Here is a 16,134-nt window from a genome sequence, read left to right on the forward strand (position 1 = left end):
GCGCGGCGCGACGGGATAAGGGAAGCGCATGACCACCGTGCAAGACCTCTATGATGCCCGCGTCGCCGCGGGCGCGCTCAAGCCCGACGACGCGCAGATCGCGGCCCTGCCGGCGCTGGAACGCATCCGCGCCGCGCTGGCCGAGCCGCCGCGCCGCGGGCTCTTTCGCAAGGCCCCCGAGCCGCCCAAGGGGCTGTATCTCTGGGGCGGCGTGGGGCGCGGCAAGTCGATGCTGATGGACCTCTTCGTCGAGACGCTGAGCGTGCCGGCGCGGCGGGTGCATTTCCACGGCTTCATGCAGGAGGTCCATGCCGAGATGCACCGGCTGCGCAAGGACGGTGTCGAGGATCCGATCAAGCCGGTGGCCAAGGCGGTCAGCGACGATGTGCGGGTGCTGGCCTTCGACGAGATGCAGATCACCGACATCACCGACGCGATGATCGTGGGCCGGCTGTTCGAACGGCTGTTTGCGGCAGGCTGCGTGGTGGTGACCACCTCGAACCGGGTGCCGGACGACCTGTACAAGGACGGGCTGAACCGGCAGCTCTTTCTGCCCTTCATCGAGCTGATAGAGGAGCGGCTTGAGGTGCGCGAGCTGGCCTCGGACCGCGATCACCGGCAGGACCGGCTGCAGGGCACGCAGGTCTATTTCACCCCCTCGGGCCCCGAGGCCCGCGCGAAGATCGACGCCCTGTGGGAGGAGCTGAGCCACGGGCAGGAGGAAGAGCTGGTCCTGCACGTGAAGGGCCGGCAGGTCGAGCTGCCGCGCTTTCATAACGGGGTGGCGCGGGCCAGCTTCTACGATCTCTGCGCGCGGCCGCTGGGGCCGGCGGATTACCTCAAGATCGCCGAGGTACTGCGGGTGCTGATCCTCGAGGACATCCCGCAGATGGGCAGCCACAATTTCAACGAGGCCAAGCGCTTCGTCACGCTGATCGACGCGCTTTACGAGGCTCGCGTGGCGCTGGTGGCCAGCGCCGCGGCCGCGCCGGAGATGCTCTATGTCGAAGGGGCGGGCAGTTTCGAGTTCGAGCGCACCGCCAGCCGCCTGCGCGAGATGCAGGCCGCCGACTGGGGCGGCTGAGCGGGGTCAGTTCAACTCATCGGGCGACAAAGGAAGGGGTCGGAAAACCGACCCCCAAGTGTTGTTGTTATGCTCGATTGTCTGTCTGCCTGCGTGAAGTCTCGGGGTCGGCCGTTTCAGAGTGCCGGGATGGTCAGGGTCTGGCCGATGCGGATACGGTCGGGCGCCGCGACCCGGTCGCGGTTGGCCTCGAAGATGCGGGTGTGCAGCGCCGTCTCGCCGTAGAAGCGGTAGGCGATGGCGGCGAGGCTGTCGCCGGGCTGCACGACATAGCTTTGCGGGCGGGTGACGGCGGGCGGGCGTGTCGCCTCGGCGGTCAGGCCCGCGGTCAGCGCGGGATCGGCCGCGTCGCCGGCCCCGGCCGCGACCGAGCGCTGAACCAGCGTGGCCAGCAGCGTCTGCGTATCGACCCGCCCCTCGGAGGTGATCAGCGCCTCGGGCACCGCGATGCGCCCGTCGGTGCGCGCCTCGTTCAGCAGCGCATCCAGGTAGGCGTCGGACTGCCCCTCGCGCAGCGCCTGCACGACCAGCGTGTCCAGCCCTTGCGATTTCGGCTTGAGCGCGCCCAGCCCGGCCAGCACGTCCTGCGTCATGTCCTGCAGCGCAAGATCCTGACCGGTGGCGGCCTCGGGCCCCAGCTCGGCCAGAAGGCTCTGGGTGGTGCGCGCCAGCTGGTCATCCTGCGCCCGCGACTGCGCCAGCGCATCGGCCAGCGCCGCCATGCGGTCAGCGCCCGACCCGGCCGAAGGGGGCGCGGCCGGGTCGGGCAGGTCTGTCCCGGCGGCGAGCGCTGCCAGCACGCCGCGGGACAGGTCGTCGGCCGCGGGTGCGGTGGACGGCTCCGCCGGCCGGACCGTCGCAGGGGCCGGGGCGGGATCGGTGATCGGGTCCCCGATCGCGGTCAGGTCCGAGGCGGCGCGGGTCACCCCGGTGACCGTGCCCGGCTCGTCACGTTGCGCGGACAGGCCCGGCTGAAAGATCAGCAGCGCGGCGGTGATGCCGACAAAGGCCGTTCCCAGCAGAATGAGGCGGATCATCGCGCGTCTCCTCTTGCCCGTCGGCCGGTCAGGCCGGGCTCTGGACGGTCAGGCCCAGCAGCATCCACAATTGCATGCCGCCGCGGTAGTAATGCAGCTTGGACGGCGGATAGCCCGTCGCGGTGAGGTTGCGGATGGCGCGCGGGCTCTGATCGCACCACGGGCCGTTACAGAACAGCATCAGCTCCATCGCGCCCGAGAAATCCCAGCCCGCGCCCTGCTTGCGCGCGCCCAGCGCCTGCAGGATCTCGTCGCGATAGGGGTTGGTGGGCTCCAGCGTGACGAAGGGCACGTTGACCGCGCCCGGGATCGTGCCCTTGGCGTGCCATTCCGGCACCCGGCTGTCGATCAGCAGCCCCGTGCCGGCAGCCACCTTCTGGTCGAGAAAGTCGATCACCTCGATCTCGCCCACGGTGGCCACGCCCTCGGCCGCGGCGATCGGGTGGATGCAGAAGGGCGGGCAGGGCCGCGAAGTCTTGGTGAATTCCGGGGTCAGCCGATGCGCCGTGTCCTGGATCCGCTCGATCACGATGGTCCGGCCGTTCACATCGATCGCGCGGGAGGCCTGATCCGGCGTGATCCGGACATCCTGCGCCGGCAGGGCCGTGGCAACAAGACAGATGGCCAGCGCCAAGGCGCTGCGCATATGGCGCATCATCGTAGAAGTCCCCCAAGATCCGGTGAGTCCCGACACGGCAGAGTGTAATTCGGGCTCTTTTGCACTAAATATTGGAGGTTTTTGACGAATCAGTCAAGAAAAAGTGATTCGTTTCGTCGGAAAAGACAATCCGGTTCGCATTCATTTCAAAATTGCGAGTCTTTTTCGCGACTTGCCCGGTGGCGGCCGGCCCGTGTTCAGCCGTTCTCGCGCAGGATGGCCCCGGCCAGGTAGAGCGAACCGCAGATCAGGATGCGCGCCTGCGGCTCCTCGGCCACGATCCGGCGGATGGCGCCGGCCACGTCAGGGGCGGTCTGCGTGTCGTGCCCGACCTCGGCCGCAAGGCGCGCGGTCTCGTCGGCGGGCAGCGTCGCCGTCTCTCCCGGGATCGAGACGGCGGTCAGGCTGCGGGCCTGCCCGGCCAGCGGGCGCAGGAAGCCGCGCGCATCCTTGGTGTTCAGCATGCCGCACACCAGATGCGTGGGCCGCTCGGGCAGCCGCGCCAGATGCGCCGCCAGCGCCTGCCCGGCGGCCGGGTTGTGCCCGCCATCCAGCCAGAGCTCGGCCTCGGGCGCGGCGGCGACCAGCGGGCCCTCGCGCAGGCGCTGCATCCGCGCGGGCCAATCGGCGCGTGTCACCGCGGCCTCGAAGGCCGCCTCGCCCTGCCCCAGCGCGCGCAGCGCCGCCAGCGCGGTGCCGGCATTCTGCACCTGGTGCGCGCCGGGCAGGTTGGGCAGCGGCAGGTCCAGCAGGCCGCTTTCGTCCTGGTAGACCATGCGCCCGCGTTCCTCGGCCACGTGCCAGTGCTGGCCATGCACCATGAGCGGTGCGCCCAGCCGGGCGGCCCGGTCCTCGATCACCTCCAGCGCGGCATCGGGCTGGGGGGCGACCACGCAGGGCACGCCGCGTTTCAGGATGCCGGCCTTCTCGCCGGCGATCAGGGCCAGCGTGTCGCCAAGGTATTGTTCGTGATCCATCGAGATCGGCGTGATGACGGTCAGCGCGGGCCGGGCCACCACGTTGGTCGCGTCCAGACGGCCGCCCAGCCCGGTCTCCAGCAGCGTGAACTCGGCCGGCACGCGTGACATGGCCAGCAGCGCGGCGCAGGTGGTGATCTCGAAATAGGTGATCTGCGCACCGCCATTGGCCGCGGCGCATTCGTCCAGCACCTCTGTAAGCGCAGGCTCCGAGATCAGCGTGCCGGCCAGCCGGATGCGTTCGTGGAACCGCGCGAGATGCGGCGAGGTATAAGCATGCACGCGGTGCCCCGCCCCCTCCAGCCCGGCGCGCAGCATGGCCTGCGTGCTGCCCTTGCCATTGGTGCCGGCCAGATGGATCACGGGCGGCAGCGCGTCCTGAGGGTTGTCCAGCGCGTCCAGCAGCCGCCAGACCCGGTCCAGCACGAGATCCATCACCTTGGGATGCAGCGACATCATCCGTTGCAGGATGACATCCGAGCCGGCTGCGCTCATTCGGGCTTGGCCGCGTCTTGACCGTTGGCACTGTCCTGCGCGCCCTCCTCGGGGCCCGGCGGCGGCAGGTCGCCCCATGTGGCGGGCGGCATCTGCATCAGCATCCGCGTCATCACGATCAGTTCCTCGCGCAGCTTGCGGCGGTCGGTCACGCGGTCCAACATGCCATGCTCCAGCAGGTACTCGGCGCGCTGGAACCCCTCGGGCAGCTTCTCGCGGATGGTCTGCTCGATCACGCGCGGGCCGGCAAAGCAGATCAGCGCCCCCGGCTCGGCGATCTGCACGTCTCCCAGCATCGCGTAGGAGGCGGTGACCCCGCCGGTCGTGGGATGGGTCAGCACCACGATATAGGGCAGGCCCTTTTCCTTGAGCATCTGGATTGCCACGGTCGAGCGCGGCATCTGCATCAGGCTGAGAATGCCCTCCTGCATGCGCGCGCCGCCGGCGGCCGAGAACAGCACCAGCGGACGGCCCAGCCGCACCGCCTCTTCGGCGGCGGCGATGATCGCGTTGCCGACATACATGCCCATGGAGCCGCCCATGAAGCTGAAATCCTGCGCCGCGGCGACGATGGGCGTGCGCCCGATCTCGCCCGTGGCGACCAGCATCGCCTCCTTCTCGCCGCTGGATTTCTGCGCCGCGCGCATCCGGTCGGGATAGCGCTTCTGGTCACGGAAATGCAGCGGGTCGGCGACCGGGTCGGGCACCGCCACCTCGGAGAAAACGCCGCCGTCGAAGAGCGACAGGAAACGGTCGCGCGGCGTGATATTCATGTGGTGGCCGCAATTGGTGCACACGCTGAGATTGTCGCTGATCTCGCGGTGGAAGAGCATCGTGCCGCAATCGTCGCATTTCGACCAGAGGTTCTCGGGCAGTTCGCGGCGCGAAAAGATCGAGTTGATGCGGGGGCGGACGTAGTTGGTGATCCAGTTCATGCGGGACCTGCTGTTGCGACGCGTGCGCGAGACATATGGAAGCGGCCGGGGAAATGCAATCGGGGGCGGCGCCTCAGCGCCGCAGCGCCACCCGTGCAGCCAGCCAGGACAGCCCGATCATGGCCAGGTCCGCGGGCAGCAGCGCCGCCACGGCCGCGGCATCCTCGGGCCCGAAGGCAAAGCGGTAGAGCGCCAGCCCCGACATGTCGCCCTGCAACGAGACCAGCGCCATGGCGATGAAATTGTTGACCATGTGCAGCGCCACGGCCGGGCCCAGCGTGCCCGCGCGCGCCGTCAGGTCGGCAGCGGCGACGCCGAAGCCAAAGCTCCAGGCCGCGATGGTCAGCGCGTTGTCGCCATAGGTGCCCGGCGCGTAGTGGCCCAGCGCGAAGGCCGCCGAGGGCAGGCCGATCCACACCGCCGGATGCGCCACCCGCGCGGCCAGCTGGGATTGCAGGTAGCCGCGGAACAGAAGCTCTTCCGAGCCGGTCTGGATGGCCAGCCCCAGCAGGGTCAGCGGCAGCAGTGCCAGCCACAGCCGCGGGTCGAGCCCCGGCTCGGTCGCCTGCGACAGCGGCCAGGGCGGCAGCAGCGCCACCGCACCGTTGAGCAGCAGCAGGGCCAGCGCCACGCGGGCGAACTGGCGCAGGGCAAGGCCCGGCGGGCCGATCAGGCTGGCCGCACTGCGCTTGTGGATCATCTCGGCCGCGACCACCGTGCCTGCCCCCATGGCCCCCATCAGGACCAGCAGCCCCAACAGGCCCAGCGGCGTGTCGGCGCGGTCCAGCTGGGCCACGATCTCGAGATAGCGGTCGGGGTCGAGCAGCGTGCGCAGCATGGCCACGATGCCGCGTGCCAGCCCGAACATCACCGCCAGCGCCACGATCAACCCCAGCCCCAGCCGCCAGAGCTCGGCCGAGGGGCGCGCCGGATCGGTCATCAGGGCGTGGCGGTCATAGCTCATGCGGTCCGGGCCGAAGCCTGCCGCAGCACCTGGCCATAGCCGCGCGCCACGGTCATCCGGGCGCCCAGCCCCTTGGCCTGCAGCAGCGCGTGCAGCCGCGGCAGGCGATAGGCGGGCACATGCATCACCAGGTGATGTTCGAGATGGTAGTTGACCCAGTAGGGCGCCAGGAACAGCCGCTCCAGCGGGCCGGCCAGCGTGGTGCGCGTGTTCTTGAGCGGATCGTCCGAGAAGGCCACCGCGCCGTGTTCGGCGATATTGCGGATGCGCAGCACCATCTGGAACCATGTCAGCAGCGGCAGCAACCACAAGGCGAACCACGTCCACCACGCGCCCACGGCCCAGAACAGCGCAAACAGCACCACGTTGGCCAGCACGGCGCGCAGCAGCACCGGCCCGGCAAAGGCCTGCGCAAGATCCTGGCTGGTGGCACCCTCGGTGTCGCCGGCCATCTTGAAGGCGAACATGACCTGCGCGGCGCGCAGCTTCAGCCCGGTCTGCCCCGTGATGTCGCGGACCAGCTTGCGCCGCAGCGAGGCGCGTGTGGTCGGAAACGGCTTCGACAGGACAAGGTCGGGGTCGCGCTCGGTCTGGGTGTAGCGGTGGTGGCGCAGGTGGTAATGGCGGTACTCCGGCAGATCGGCGATGATCGGCCGCCCGCAAAGCCACTCGCCCGCCCATGCATTGAGCCACGGCGTGCGAAACAGCGCGTTATGCGCCGCCTCGTGCATCAGGATCGCCAGGCCCAGCTGACGCGAGCCCACGACCATGACCGCCAGCAGGAAACTCAGCGGGTTGGGCCAGAGATGGAACAGCGCCACCGCCCCGAAGATCAGCCCCCAGCAATGCAGCAGCAGGCCCACGCCCCACAGGTCCGACCGGCCCGACAGGGCGCGAATCTCCTCGCTGGACAGGTATGCCTTGCCCGGTGTCATGCGCCCATTCTTCGGGACGCACCCGTGAGCTGTCAACGCGGATGGCGGCTTTGCAAATCCGGCAGCGCCCTCTTACCGTCGGCGCATCGACATGGACGACCGGACAGGCTGCATGATCCCAGATTACCAGACCCTGATGCGCCCGGTGCTGGAAAGCGCCCGGCCCGGCCCCCGCAAGATCGGTGATGTCGTGGACGAGATCACCGACCGGCTCGGCCTTGATGCGGAAGACCGGCAGCGGCGCCTGCCCAGCGGCAAGCAGACCGTGATCGCCAACCGGGTCCACTGGGCGCGCACCTATCTCAAGCAGGCGGGCCTTGTGCGGAACACCAAGCGCGGCTGGTTCGAACTGACCGAGCTGGGACGGCAGGCGCTGGAAAGCGATGCCCGCATCGACACTGCCTACCTGTCGCAATTCGACGCGTTCAACGCCTTCAAGACCCGCAGCCGCAGTGACACAGTTGACGGGACACCGCCCGAGGGTCCGGCCGCGCCCGAAGCAGACAGCGATGACACGCCGGACGAGTCGCTGCTGGCCGCCCATGCCCGGCTGGAAGAGACGTTGAGCGCGGCATTGCTGGAGAACGTGCGGCAGGCCTCGCCGGCCTTCTTCGAGCAGCTGATCGTCGATCTGCTGCTCGCGATGGGTTATGGCGGCAGCACCGAGGATGCCGGCCGCGCACTGGGGCGAACAGGAGATAACGGCGTCGATGGCGTGATCGACCAGGACCCGCTGGGCGTCGACCAGATCTACCTGCAGGCCAAGCGCTATGGCCCCGGCAACGCCGTGGGCGCCGGCGAGATCCGCGATTTCTTCGGCGCGCTGAACATCCGCAAGGCCACCAAGGGGATCTTCGTGACCACCTCGGATTTCACCGCTTGGGCGCGGCAGACCACGCGGGATCTGGGCTCTCGCATCGTGCTGATCGACGGCGCCCAGTTGGCCCGCCTGATGATCGCGCATGACGTGGGCTGCCGCGACCGGACCGTGCTGCATATCAAGCAGATCGACGAGGCCTATTTCGACGAAGGGCTTGCCTGACGGAGGCGGGCTGCGATTGACGCCACCCGCGCCCGTGCTAAGCAGCGGTCATGCTCGAGATCTTCCTCAAGACCCTGCCCTTTTTCGGCCTGATCGGGCTGGGTTACGGGGCCGCGAAGACGCGGTTCTTCCCCGAGGAGGCCGCGGCGCACCTGACGAAATTCGTCTTCTACTTCGCGCTGTCGGCCATGCTGTTCCGCTTTTCGGCCACGCTGCGCTTCGAGGAGATCTTCGAGCTCCGCCTTGCCATGGCCTATCTCTGGGGCACCGCCTTCACCTGGGGTCTGGGCATGTTCGTGGCCTTCCTGCGCGGGCTGGACCTGCCCACCGCCTCGATCGAGGCGCAATGCGCCGCCATCGGCAATACCGGCTTTCTCGGCGTGCCGATGCTGGCGGTGCTGCTGGGACAGGAGGCGGTGGGCCCGATCATCCTGATCCTGTCCATCGACCTGATCGTCTTCTCCTCGCTGCTGACCATGCTCGTGACCGGCGCGCGCGAGCACAAGGGCGGCATCGCGGTGCTGGGCACCGCGGCGCTGGGGCTGGTCAAGAACCCGATGATCGTCTCGATCGCGCTGGGGCTGGGCGTCTCGGCCAGCGGGCTGGGCGTGCCGGCCGTGGCCGACAGCTTCCTGACCACGCTGGGGGCGGCGGCCACGCCGGGGGCGCTCTTCGCGATCGGCGCCTCGCTGGCGTCGAAATCGGCCGAGCGGGTGCAGATCGCGGCCTGGCTCAGCTTTGCCAAGCTGGTGCTGCACCCGTTCTTCGTGGCGCTGGCGGTCTACGTCTTCTTCCCCGTCGACGCCTACCGCGCCTCGGTGGCGATCTCGGCGGCGGCGCTGCCGGTGGCGGGCAATGTCTTCATCCTCGCCCAGCATTACGGCATCGCCCCGCACCGCGTCTCCGCCTCGATCCTGATCTCGACCGTGGCCAGCATCCTGACCGTCAGCGCCGTGATCGCCACGGTCACCCAGTTCTGAGGGCGGTCGGCGCCTTTCGGAGCTGTTTTGAGCGCCGGTCAATTTGCGCCATCAAAAATAATCGATAATCGAGCCGAATTGGTCGCCGAAACGCACATATTGAGCGATAGCTGCTTGGCCTGTCGGGGCGGAGCGGGTAGGATCGGGCATCCGTAGGCAGGGAGGGCGCCCGTGCAGCTTCAGGACCAGGAACCGCAATCGGAATCGCTTTACGAGGCGATCCTCGACGATATCTCGCGCGGAAAGCTGGTCGGCGGGCAGCGGCTCAAGATCTCGGAGCTGGCGGCGCGGTTCGGGGTCAGTGCCAGCCCGGTGCGCGAGGCGCTGCGCCAGATGCAGGGCGAGGGCTTTGTCGACATCCACCAGAACCGCGGCGCGACGGTGCGGCGGGCCAATGCCAGCACAATCCAGAACACCTTCGAGGTGCTGCAGCTGCTGTCTCCCTATTTCGTCAGCTGGTTCGCCGAGAATGCCGACCCGGCGGTGATCGAGGAACTGGCCGCCGTGCAGGATCAGATCCGCGTCCTCGACAATTCCGACGCCTACACGTTCCGCAAGCTCGACGGGCAGTTCCACGCCATCATCAGCAATTTCCATTACAACGACGTGGCCGCCGACACGTGGAACAAGCTGCGCATCGCGCTGTCGGTGCATACCGCGCAGCTGCCGATCAGCCGGGCGCGCCTGAAGAACATCGTGGCCGAACATGATGCGCTGATCGCCGCCTTCCGCGCCGGCGACCCGGTCGAAGCCGACCGGGTAATCCGCCTGCACGTGCAGGGCTCGTATACGCAGATCTCGCAGCATATCCGCGCACTGGGCGGCTGACCGGGCCCGTCCGGCCCGGCCGGTTGGCGATCAGATCTCGCCCGCGTAGTGGCAGAGCACGTCGGCACCCTCCACCCTGCGGGCCGGCGGCCGTGTCTGGCGGCAGAGGTCGGTCGCATGCGGGCAGCGCGGACTGAACCGGCAGCCCTGCGGCGTGGCGCCCGTATCCACCGGCTCGCCCGCCGTGCCGGCCCCGCGGCGGCGCTTGCGCGGATCGGCCACCGGCACGGCCTCGAGCAGGGCGCGGGTATAGGGGTGGCGCGGCGTGCGGAACAGCGTGTCGGTGTCGGCCACCTCGACGAACTGGCCGCGATACATGACCGCGACCCGGTCGCAGATATGCTCGACCACGGCGAGGTCATGCGCGATGAACAGGTAGGTCAGCGCGAACTCCTCCTGCAGGTCCTGCAGCAGGTTCAGCGTCTGCGCCTGGATCGAGACGTCCAGCGCCGAGACCGCCTCGTCGGCGACCACCAGCTCGGGATTGGTGGCCAGCGCACGGGCGATACCCAGCCGCTGCCGCTGCCCGCCCGAGAAGGCGTTGGGATAGCGCTGCATGAATTCCGGGCGCAGGCCCACCGCCTCGAGCAGCCCGCCCACGCGGTCGGCCAGCGCCTTGCCCTTCAGCCCCTCGGATTTCTGCAGCGACTGGCCCACCACGTCGATCACGCGCAGCCGCGGGTTGAGCGAGGCCTGCGGGTCCTGGAAGACCATGCGCAGCTTGCGCCAGACCGACCGAAGCTGCGGCGGCGGCGCGTCGGCCAGCTCGACCGGGTCGCCCTCGCGCGGCTGGAAGCGGATGCTGCCGCCCGAGGGGTCGAGCACGCGCATGATGCAGCGCCCCAGCGTCGTCTTGCCCGAGCCGCTTTCGCCCACGATGCCGAAGGTCTCGCCCCGGCGCACGTCGAACGAGACGGTATCGACCGCGACGAAGCCCGGCGCGGGTTTGCTCAGCAGACCGCCGGCCGAGGCGCCGAAGGTCATGGTCAGGTCGCGCACCTGCAGGATGGCATCAGGCATCGGCGCTCTCCGTGTCCTGCCCGGGGCGGGCGGCGTTGCGTTTTGCGGGATGGCGCACCTCGTCGTCATGCAGGAAGCAGGCGACCTCTCCCGCGCCCTGAGGTTTCAGGCGCGGCTCGCGCTGGTCGCAGAGCCCGGCCATGGCGTGGTCGCAACGGGTGCGGAAGGTACAGCCCGAGGGCCGCGCCAGCGGGTGCGGAACCATGCCGCGGATCGCCGGCAGCCGGCCGCGCCCGATCTGGCCGATGCGCGGCACCGATTCCAGAAGCGCGCGGGTATAGGGGTGCTTGGGCGCCTCGAAGAGCCCGTAGACATCTGATTTCTCGACGATCTTGCCCATGTACATCACCGCCACGTCATCCGCGGTCTCGGCCACCACGCCCAGGTCATGGGTGATCAGCAACACCGCCATGCGGAACTCCTCGCGCAGCTCGGCGATCAGGTCGAGGATCTGCGCCTGCGTGGTCACGTCCAGCGCCGTGGTCGGCTCGTCGGCGATCAGCAGGCGCGGCTGGCAGGACAGCGCCATGGCGATCATGGCGCGCTGGCGCATCCCGCCCGAAAGCTCGAACGGGTAGGCCTCGAACCGCTCGGCGGGGCGCGGGATGCCCACGCGGGCCAGCATGTCGATCGCCTCCTCGCGCGCCTCGGCCTTGGAGACGTCGCGATGCAGGCGGATCGTCTCGGTGATCTGGCGGCCGATCTTCTGGATAGGCCCGAGCGAGCTCATCGGTTCCTGGAAGATCATCGCGATGTCGCCGCCGCGGATCTCGCGCAGCTCGCGCGAGCCGGGCCGCGCCCGGGCAAGGTCCACCATGCGCCCGTCGGCGGCGCGGTAGAGGATGCTGCCGCCGGTGATCCGGCCCGGCGCATCGACGATGCGCAGGATGGAACGGGCCAGGATCGACTTGCCGCAGCCCGACTCGCCCAGCAGGCAGAGGGTGCGGTCGGGATGGATGTCCAGATCGACCCCCTCGACCGCCTTGACCAGCCCGTCATCGGTGAAAAAATGCGTCTTGAGACCGCGGATCTCGATCATCGGGGTGTTGGGATCAGTTTGCATAGGGGTCTGCGGCATCGCGAAGGCCGTCTCCGAGGAAGTTGAGGGCGAGGACAGCGACCACGATGGTAATGCCCGGGGCGATCAGCAGCCAGGGCGCCTCGATGATGGTGCGGATGTTCTGCGCCTCCTTCAGCAGCGTGCCCCAGGACACGATGGGCGGCTGCAACCCGATCCCTAGGAAGGACAGCGAGGTCTCGGCCAGGATCATCAGCGGCACGGCCAGCGTGAGCGAGGCGATGATGTGGCTGGCAAAGCTGGGCACCAGGTGCTTGCGGATGATCTCCCAGTCCGACAGCCCGTCGAGCCGCGCGGCGATCACGAAATCCTCGCGCCGGAGCGACAGGAACTTGCCGCGCACCTCGCGCGCCAGCGTCGTCCAGCCGATCATCGACACGATCAGCGTGACGACGAAATAGGTGCGCAGCGGCGGCCAGTCGAGCGGGATCGCCGCGGCCAGTCCCATCCAGAGCGGGATGGTCGGGATGGAGCGCAGGAATTCGATCAGGCGCTGGATCAGCGTGTCGATCCAGCCGCCGTAATAGCCCGACATGCCGCCCAGCGCGATGCCCACCACCAGCGACACGGCCACGCCGACAAGGCCGATCGACATCGAGATGCGCGTGCCCATGATGATGCGGCTGAGAATGTCGCGCCCCAGCCGGTCGGCGCCCCAGAAATAGACGGTCTGGTCCGGATCCTTCGGGCCGAAGAAATGCCGGTCCGTCGGGATCAGCCAGAGCAGCCGGTACTCGTGGCCCTTCACGAAGAAGCCCAGCGGAATGATCTTCTCGGGGTCCTCGACGAAATGGCGGCGCATCGCCTCGCGGTCGATCTCCATCTTCAGCCCGTAGGCGTGCAGCTGGAACTGCCGGCCGCCCTCCTCGTCCTCGGTGAAGAGATGGATGCCCTGCGGCGGTGCGAAGGGCGCACGGGTGTTGGTTTCGAGGTGGTCGGCCGGGGCCAGGAACTCGCCGAACAGGGCGACGAAATAGATGAAGCCGACGAGATAGAGGCTGACATAGGCCACCTTGTGGCGACGGAACTGGCGCCACATCAGGGCCCAGGGGCCCAGCAGGGCCGGCGTGTTCGGGGCCTCGGCCACCTGGACCTCGGCTGCGGAATCGATGGCGGTCATTGGTAGCGTATCCTCGGGTCGATCCAGGCAAGCAGGACGTCCGACAGCAGCGTGCCGATCACGGTCAGCAGGCTGACGATCAGGATGAGCGAGCCGGCCAGGTACATGTCCTGCACCAGAAGCGCGCGCAGCAGCAGCGGCCCGGTCGTGGGCAGGTTCATCACCACGGCGACGATGATCTCGCCTGACACAAGCGTCGGCAGGATCCAACCGATGGTCGAGATGAACGGGTTCAGCGCCACGCGCACGGGATAGCGCATCAGCAGCTGGAATTCCGACATGCCCTTGGCACGGGCGGTGACGACATAGGGGCGGTAGAGCTCGTCCAGCAGGTTGGCGCGCATGATGCGGATCAGCGCCGCCGCGCCCGAGGTGCCCACCACGAAGACCGGCATCCAGATATGTTTCAGCAGGTCGACGAACTTGGCCCAGCTCCACGGCGCGTTCAGGTATTCGGGGCTGACGAGCCCGCCGACCGACTGGCCGAAATACTTGAAGGCCACGTACATCATCAGCAGCGCCAGCAGGAAGTTCGGCACGGCCAGCCCGACAAAGCCGAAGAAGGTCGCCACGTAGTCGCCCACCGAGTACTTGCGCACGGCCGAGTAGATGCCGATGGGCAGCGCGACGATCCAGATGAACAGCAGTGTCAGGATCGAGATCGCGAAGGTCCAGCCCAGCCGGTCCCAGATCACGTCAGTGACGGGCAGGTTCTTCTCGAAGGAGATGCCGAAATCGCCCTCGAACAGGATGCCGGTCATCCATTTCCAGTATTGCAGGTACATGGGCTGACCCAGCCCGTACTGCTCGCGCAGCTGTTCGATCACGGCGGTGTTGTCGACACCCGCCTCGCCCATCTCGGCGGCCAGCGCATCCAGGTAGTCGCCCGGCGGCAGCTGGATGATGATGAAGGTCACGATGGAGACCAGGAAGACGGTCGGGATCATGTAGAGAACCCGCCGCAGGATGAAGGCACCCATGACTGCTCCGTTTCTGTCAGGTCGGGGCGCCCGCCGGGAGGACAAGCGGGCGCCCGCAAGGGTACTTCGGATCAGGGCAGGTTTTCACCACCCTCGAAGTACATCTGCGCGGTGTAGGGGGCCGGGAACCAGAGCTGGCCGCTGATCGGTAGCGGGTCCGGCACGTTGCGCACGTTGTTGCGCGCGATCCCGAACACCGGGTCGGTATGGATCATCCCCACGGTGAAGAACTGCTCGGCCTGCATGTCCAGCATCTCGAACATCAGCTCTTCCTGCCGCTCCGGCGTCGCGGCAGCGCGGATCTCCTTGTACTTGTCGAAGATGTCCTTGACGGCCTGCGGCGGTTCTTCGCCCGTGGTCGGGTCGAGGTTCCAGGCCGCCCATTCCCGCGCCCAGCTGACCGAGTTCGAGATCATCGGCATGTAGCACATGGGCGAGGTGTAGATGTCGGCCTGGCCACCCGAACAGTTCCACAGGTAGGCGTCGAAATTGTTCGAGGTGTGCAGCTCGATCAGGCGCGACCGGTCGGTGGCGCGGATCTGGAAGTCGAGACCCACGTCGCGGGCATAGCCCTGGATCAGCTCCATCGCGTCGGGATACTGCATGCCGAACACGTCCGCGACCAGGAAGATCAGCGTGAACCGCTCGCCGTCCGGTCCCAGGCGATAGCCCTCGTCATCCTTCTCGGGCAACACCTTGTCGAGATACTCGTTGGCCAGCTCCGGGTCGTACTCGGTATACTGCTTCTGGTACTCCTCGCGGTAGAAGGTGCTGCTGCGGCGTGGCGAGACCTGCGCCGGCTCGCCCGCCCCGAAATAGAGCAGGTCGATGATTTCCTGCCGGTTCATGGCGTGGCTGACACCGATGCGGAAATCCTTGTTCTGGATCACCTCGCGCTTCACCGGGTCGGTGTGGTTGAGGTTCATCATCGGGATCATGCTGTTGCCCGGCAGGTCGCCCACGTCGAAGAAGCGGTACTTGCCGCGCTCCATGTTGTCGGTCAGCGCCGCCTTGTTGGACGGCCGGCCGATATGGCGCAGCATGTAGTCGATCTCGCCGTTGAAGGCCTTGAGCAGGATGGTCTCGACATCTTCGACCTGGTCATAGGTGATGCGGTCGATATAGGGGAGTTGCTGTCCCTCGCTGTCCACCTTGTAGTAGTAGGGGTTGCGTACCGCCTCGACCCGGTCGGTGGCGCCATAGGCATTGGTCAGGTGCCAGGCATGCAGCGTCGGGCGGTCGGGGTTCTGCCAGAACAGTGGCGTGTCCATCGGCCCGGCCTTGAGGTTGAACAGCTGGATCCAGTCGCCCGCCGCCGGCTCTTCCTCGACCAGCGCCTGCACATCGTCATTGTACTTGGGCATGAACTGGCTGAGGTAATGCTTGGGATAGGCCGTGGCGTGATAGCCGAACCCGTAGGCCAGCCCCTGCAGGAACAGCCCGTTGGGCGCGCCGAAATCGAACTCGACCGTATAGTCGTCGATCTTGGTGACGGTGACCGGGCCGGCCGGGCCGACGAAGGTCGCGTCCTTGTTGGGCGTCAGGTCGGGATTGGTGAAGATGTCCTCGTACCAGAACAGGATGTCGTCGGCGCTGAACGGCGCGCCGTCCGACCATTTCATGCCCTCGCGCAGGTGGAAGGTGAAGGTCGAGGCATCCTCGGACACCTCCCACGACTTGGCGATGTTGGGACGGACCTCGGTCCAGTCCGGGGACCAGCGCACGATGTTGTCGCTGCCGATGGTGCGTACCATGTTGTGCTGGTCGCCACCGCCGAGGATGGCGCGGCGCAACGTGCCGCCATATTCCCCCGGCCCCTCGATCGTGTCCATGACCAGCGGCTCGGCCGGCAGGCGCTCCTCGACCGGGGGCAGCTCGCCCGCGGCGACCTGCTCGGCCAGTTGCGGGCCCTCCTCGAAGGCGTGGGCCTGGGCGGCCACCGCCATCGCGATGGCACTGGCCATCGTCGTCCATTTCCTCGTCAACAGCATAAGTCTCCTC

General features: G+C 67.8%; 15 protein-coding genes. 4 read left to right on the forward strand and 11 right to left on the reverse strand.

The window, feature by feature from the left end:
- Nucleotides 1–28 precede the first annotated feature (28 nt).
- Nucleotides 29–1,084: a cell division protein ZapE gene (zapE, locus tag AVJ23_RS13910; RefSeq protein WP_058862811.1), complete on the forward strand. Its 1,056-nt coding sequence runs from the start codon at nt 29–31 to the stop codon at nt 1,082–1,084.
- 116 nt (nt 1,085–1,200) lie between these two features.
- Here zapE and AVJ23_RS13915 read toward each other — a convergent pair whose 3' ends face one another.
- The 6 genes from AVJ23_RS13915 to AVJ23_RS13940 all read right to left on the reverse strand — a co-directional run bounded on the left by AVJ23_RS13915 (nt 1,201) and on the right by AVJ23_RS13940 (nt 7,085).
- Nucleotides 1,201–2,121 carry a LysM peptidoglycan-binding domain-containing protein gene (locus tag AVJ23_RS13915; RefSeq protein ID WP_058862812.1) on the reverse strand — a complete coding sequence of 307 codons (921 nt, stop codon included), beginning with the start codon at nt 2,119–2,121 and terminating at the stop codon, nt 1,201–1,203.
- Nucleotides 2,122–2,149: 28 nt separating this feature from the next.
- Nucleotides 2,150–2,779, reverse strand: coding sequence for a rhodanese-like domain-containing protein (locus tag AVJ23_RS13920; RefSeq protein ID WP_058862813.1), 630 nt, complete (start codon nt 2,777–2,779; stop codon nt 2,150–2,152).
- A gap of 197 nt (nt 2,780–2,976) precedes the next feature.
- The gene (locus tag AVJ23_RS13925) at nt 2,977–4,251 is read right to left on the reverse strand and encodes a bifunctional folylpolyglutamate synthase/dihydrofolate synthase (protein ID WP_058862814.1); all 1,275 of its coding nucleotides are present in this window, start codon (nt 4,249–4,251) and stop codon (nt 2,977–2,979) included.
- On the reverse strand, nt 4,248–5,186 hold the full coding sequence (gene accD, locus AVJ23_RS13930; protein WP_058862815.1) for an acetyl-CoA carboxylase, carboxyltransferase subunit beta: 939 nt from the start codon (nt 5,184–5,186) through the stop codon (nt 4,248–4,250). The genes AVJ23_RS13925 and accD overlap by 4 nt, the downstream gene beginning before the upstream one ends.
- Nucleotides 5,187–5,259: 73 nt before the next feature.
- On the reverse strand, nt 5,260–6,150 hold the full coding sequence (locus AVJ23_RS13935) for a CPBP family intramembrane glutamic endopeptidase (protein WP_058862816.1): 891 nt from the start codon (nt 6,148–6,150) through the stop codon (nt 5,260–5,262).
- A complete protein-coding gene (locus AVJ23_RS13940; RefSeq protein WP_058862817.1) occupies nt 6,147–7,085 on the reverse strand; it encodes a fatty acid desaturase family protein in 939 nt (312 codons plus the stop codon). The genes AVJ23_RS13935 and AVJ23_RS13940 overlap by 4 nt, the downstream gene beginning before the upstream one ends.
- A 112-nt stretch (nt 7,086–7,197) precedes the next feature.
- Between AVJ23_RS13940 and AVJ23_RS13945 the strand changes: the two genes are divergently transcribed.
- From AVJ23_RS13945 to AVJ23_RS13955, 3 genes are all read left to right on the forward strand, one after another.
- On the forward strand, nt 7,198–8,127 hold the full coding sequence (locus AVJ23_RS13945; protein ID WP_058862818.1) for a restriction endonuclease: 930 nt from the start codon (nt 7,198–7,200) through the stop codon (nt 8,125–8,127).
- Between the two features lie 50 nt (nt 8,128–8,177).
- Nucleotides 8,178–9,107 carry an AEC family transporter gene (locus AVJ23_RS13950; RefSeq protein WP_058862819.1) on the forward strand — a complete coding sequence of 310 codons (930 nt, stop codon included), beginning with the start codon at nt 8,178–8,180 and terminating at the stop codon, nt 9,105–9,107.
- Between the two features lie 171 nt (nt 9,108–9,278).
- Nucleotides 9,279–9,935, forward strand: coding sequence for a GntR family transcriptional regulator (locus AVJ23_RS13955; RefSeq protein ID WP_058862820.1), 657 nt, complete (start codon nt 9,279–9,281; stop codon nt 9,933–9,935).
- A gap of 30 nt (nt 9,936–9,965) precedes the next feature.
- Here the strand turns inward: AVJ23_RS13955 and AVJ23_RS13960 are convergent, their stop codons facing one another.
- The 5 genes from AVJ23_RS13960 to AVJ23_RS13980 all read right to left on the reverse strand — a co-directional run bounded on the left by AVJ23_RS13960 (nt 9,966) and on the right by AVJ23_RS13980 (nt 16,124).
- Nucleotides 9,966–10,955, reverse strand: a complete 990-nt coding sequence (locus tag AVJ23_RS13960) for an ABC transporter ATP-binding protein (RefSeq protein ID WP_058862821.1) — start codon at nt 10,953–10,955, stop codon at nt 9,966–9,968.
- The gene (locus AVJ23_RS13965; protein WP_084794584.1) at nt 10,948–12,018 is read right to left on the reverse strand and encodes an ABC transporter ATP-binding protein; all 1,071 of its coding nucleotides are present in this window, start codon (nt 12,016–12,018) and stop codon (nt 10,948–10,950) included. Before AVJ23_RS13965 ends, AVJ23_RS13960 begins: the two co-directional genes overlap by 8 nt.
- Nucleotides 12,008–13,153, reverse strand: coding sequence for an ABC transporter permease (locus AVJ23_RS13970; protein ID WP_058862822.1), 1,146 nt, complete (start codon nt 13,151–13,153; stop codon nt 12,008–12,010). Before AVJ23_RS13970 ends, AVJ23_RS13965 begins: the two co-directional genes overlap by 11 nt.
- Nucleotides 13,150–14,133, reverse strand: a complete 984-nt coding sequence (locus AVJ23_RS13975; RefSeq protein WP_058862823.1) for an ABC transporter permease — start codon at nt 14,131–14,133, stop codon at nt 13,150–13,152. Before AVJ23_RS13975 ends, AVJ23_RS13970 begins: the two co-directional genes overlap by 4 nt.
- A 71-nt stretch (nt 14,134–14,204) precedes the next feature.
- Nucleotides 14,205–16,124: an ABC transporter substrate-binding protein gene (locus tag AVJ23_RS13980; RefSeq protein ID WP_157772678.1), complete on the reverse strand. Its 1,920-nt coding sequence runs from the start codon at nt 16,122–16,124 to the stop codon at nt 14,205–14,207.
- Nucleotides 16,125–16,134: the final 10 nt, after the last annotated feature.

The sequence above is a fragment of the Pseudoponticoccus marisrubri genome, assembly GCF_001482405.1.
GTDB lineage: Bacteria > Pseudomonadota > Alphaproteobacteria > Rhodobacterales > Rhodobacteraceae > Pseudoponticoccus > Pseudoponticoccus marisrubri.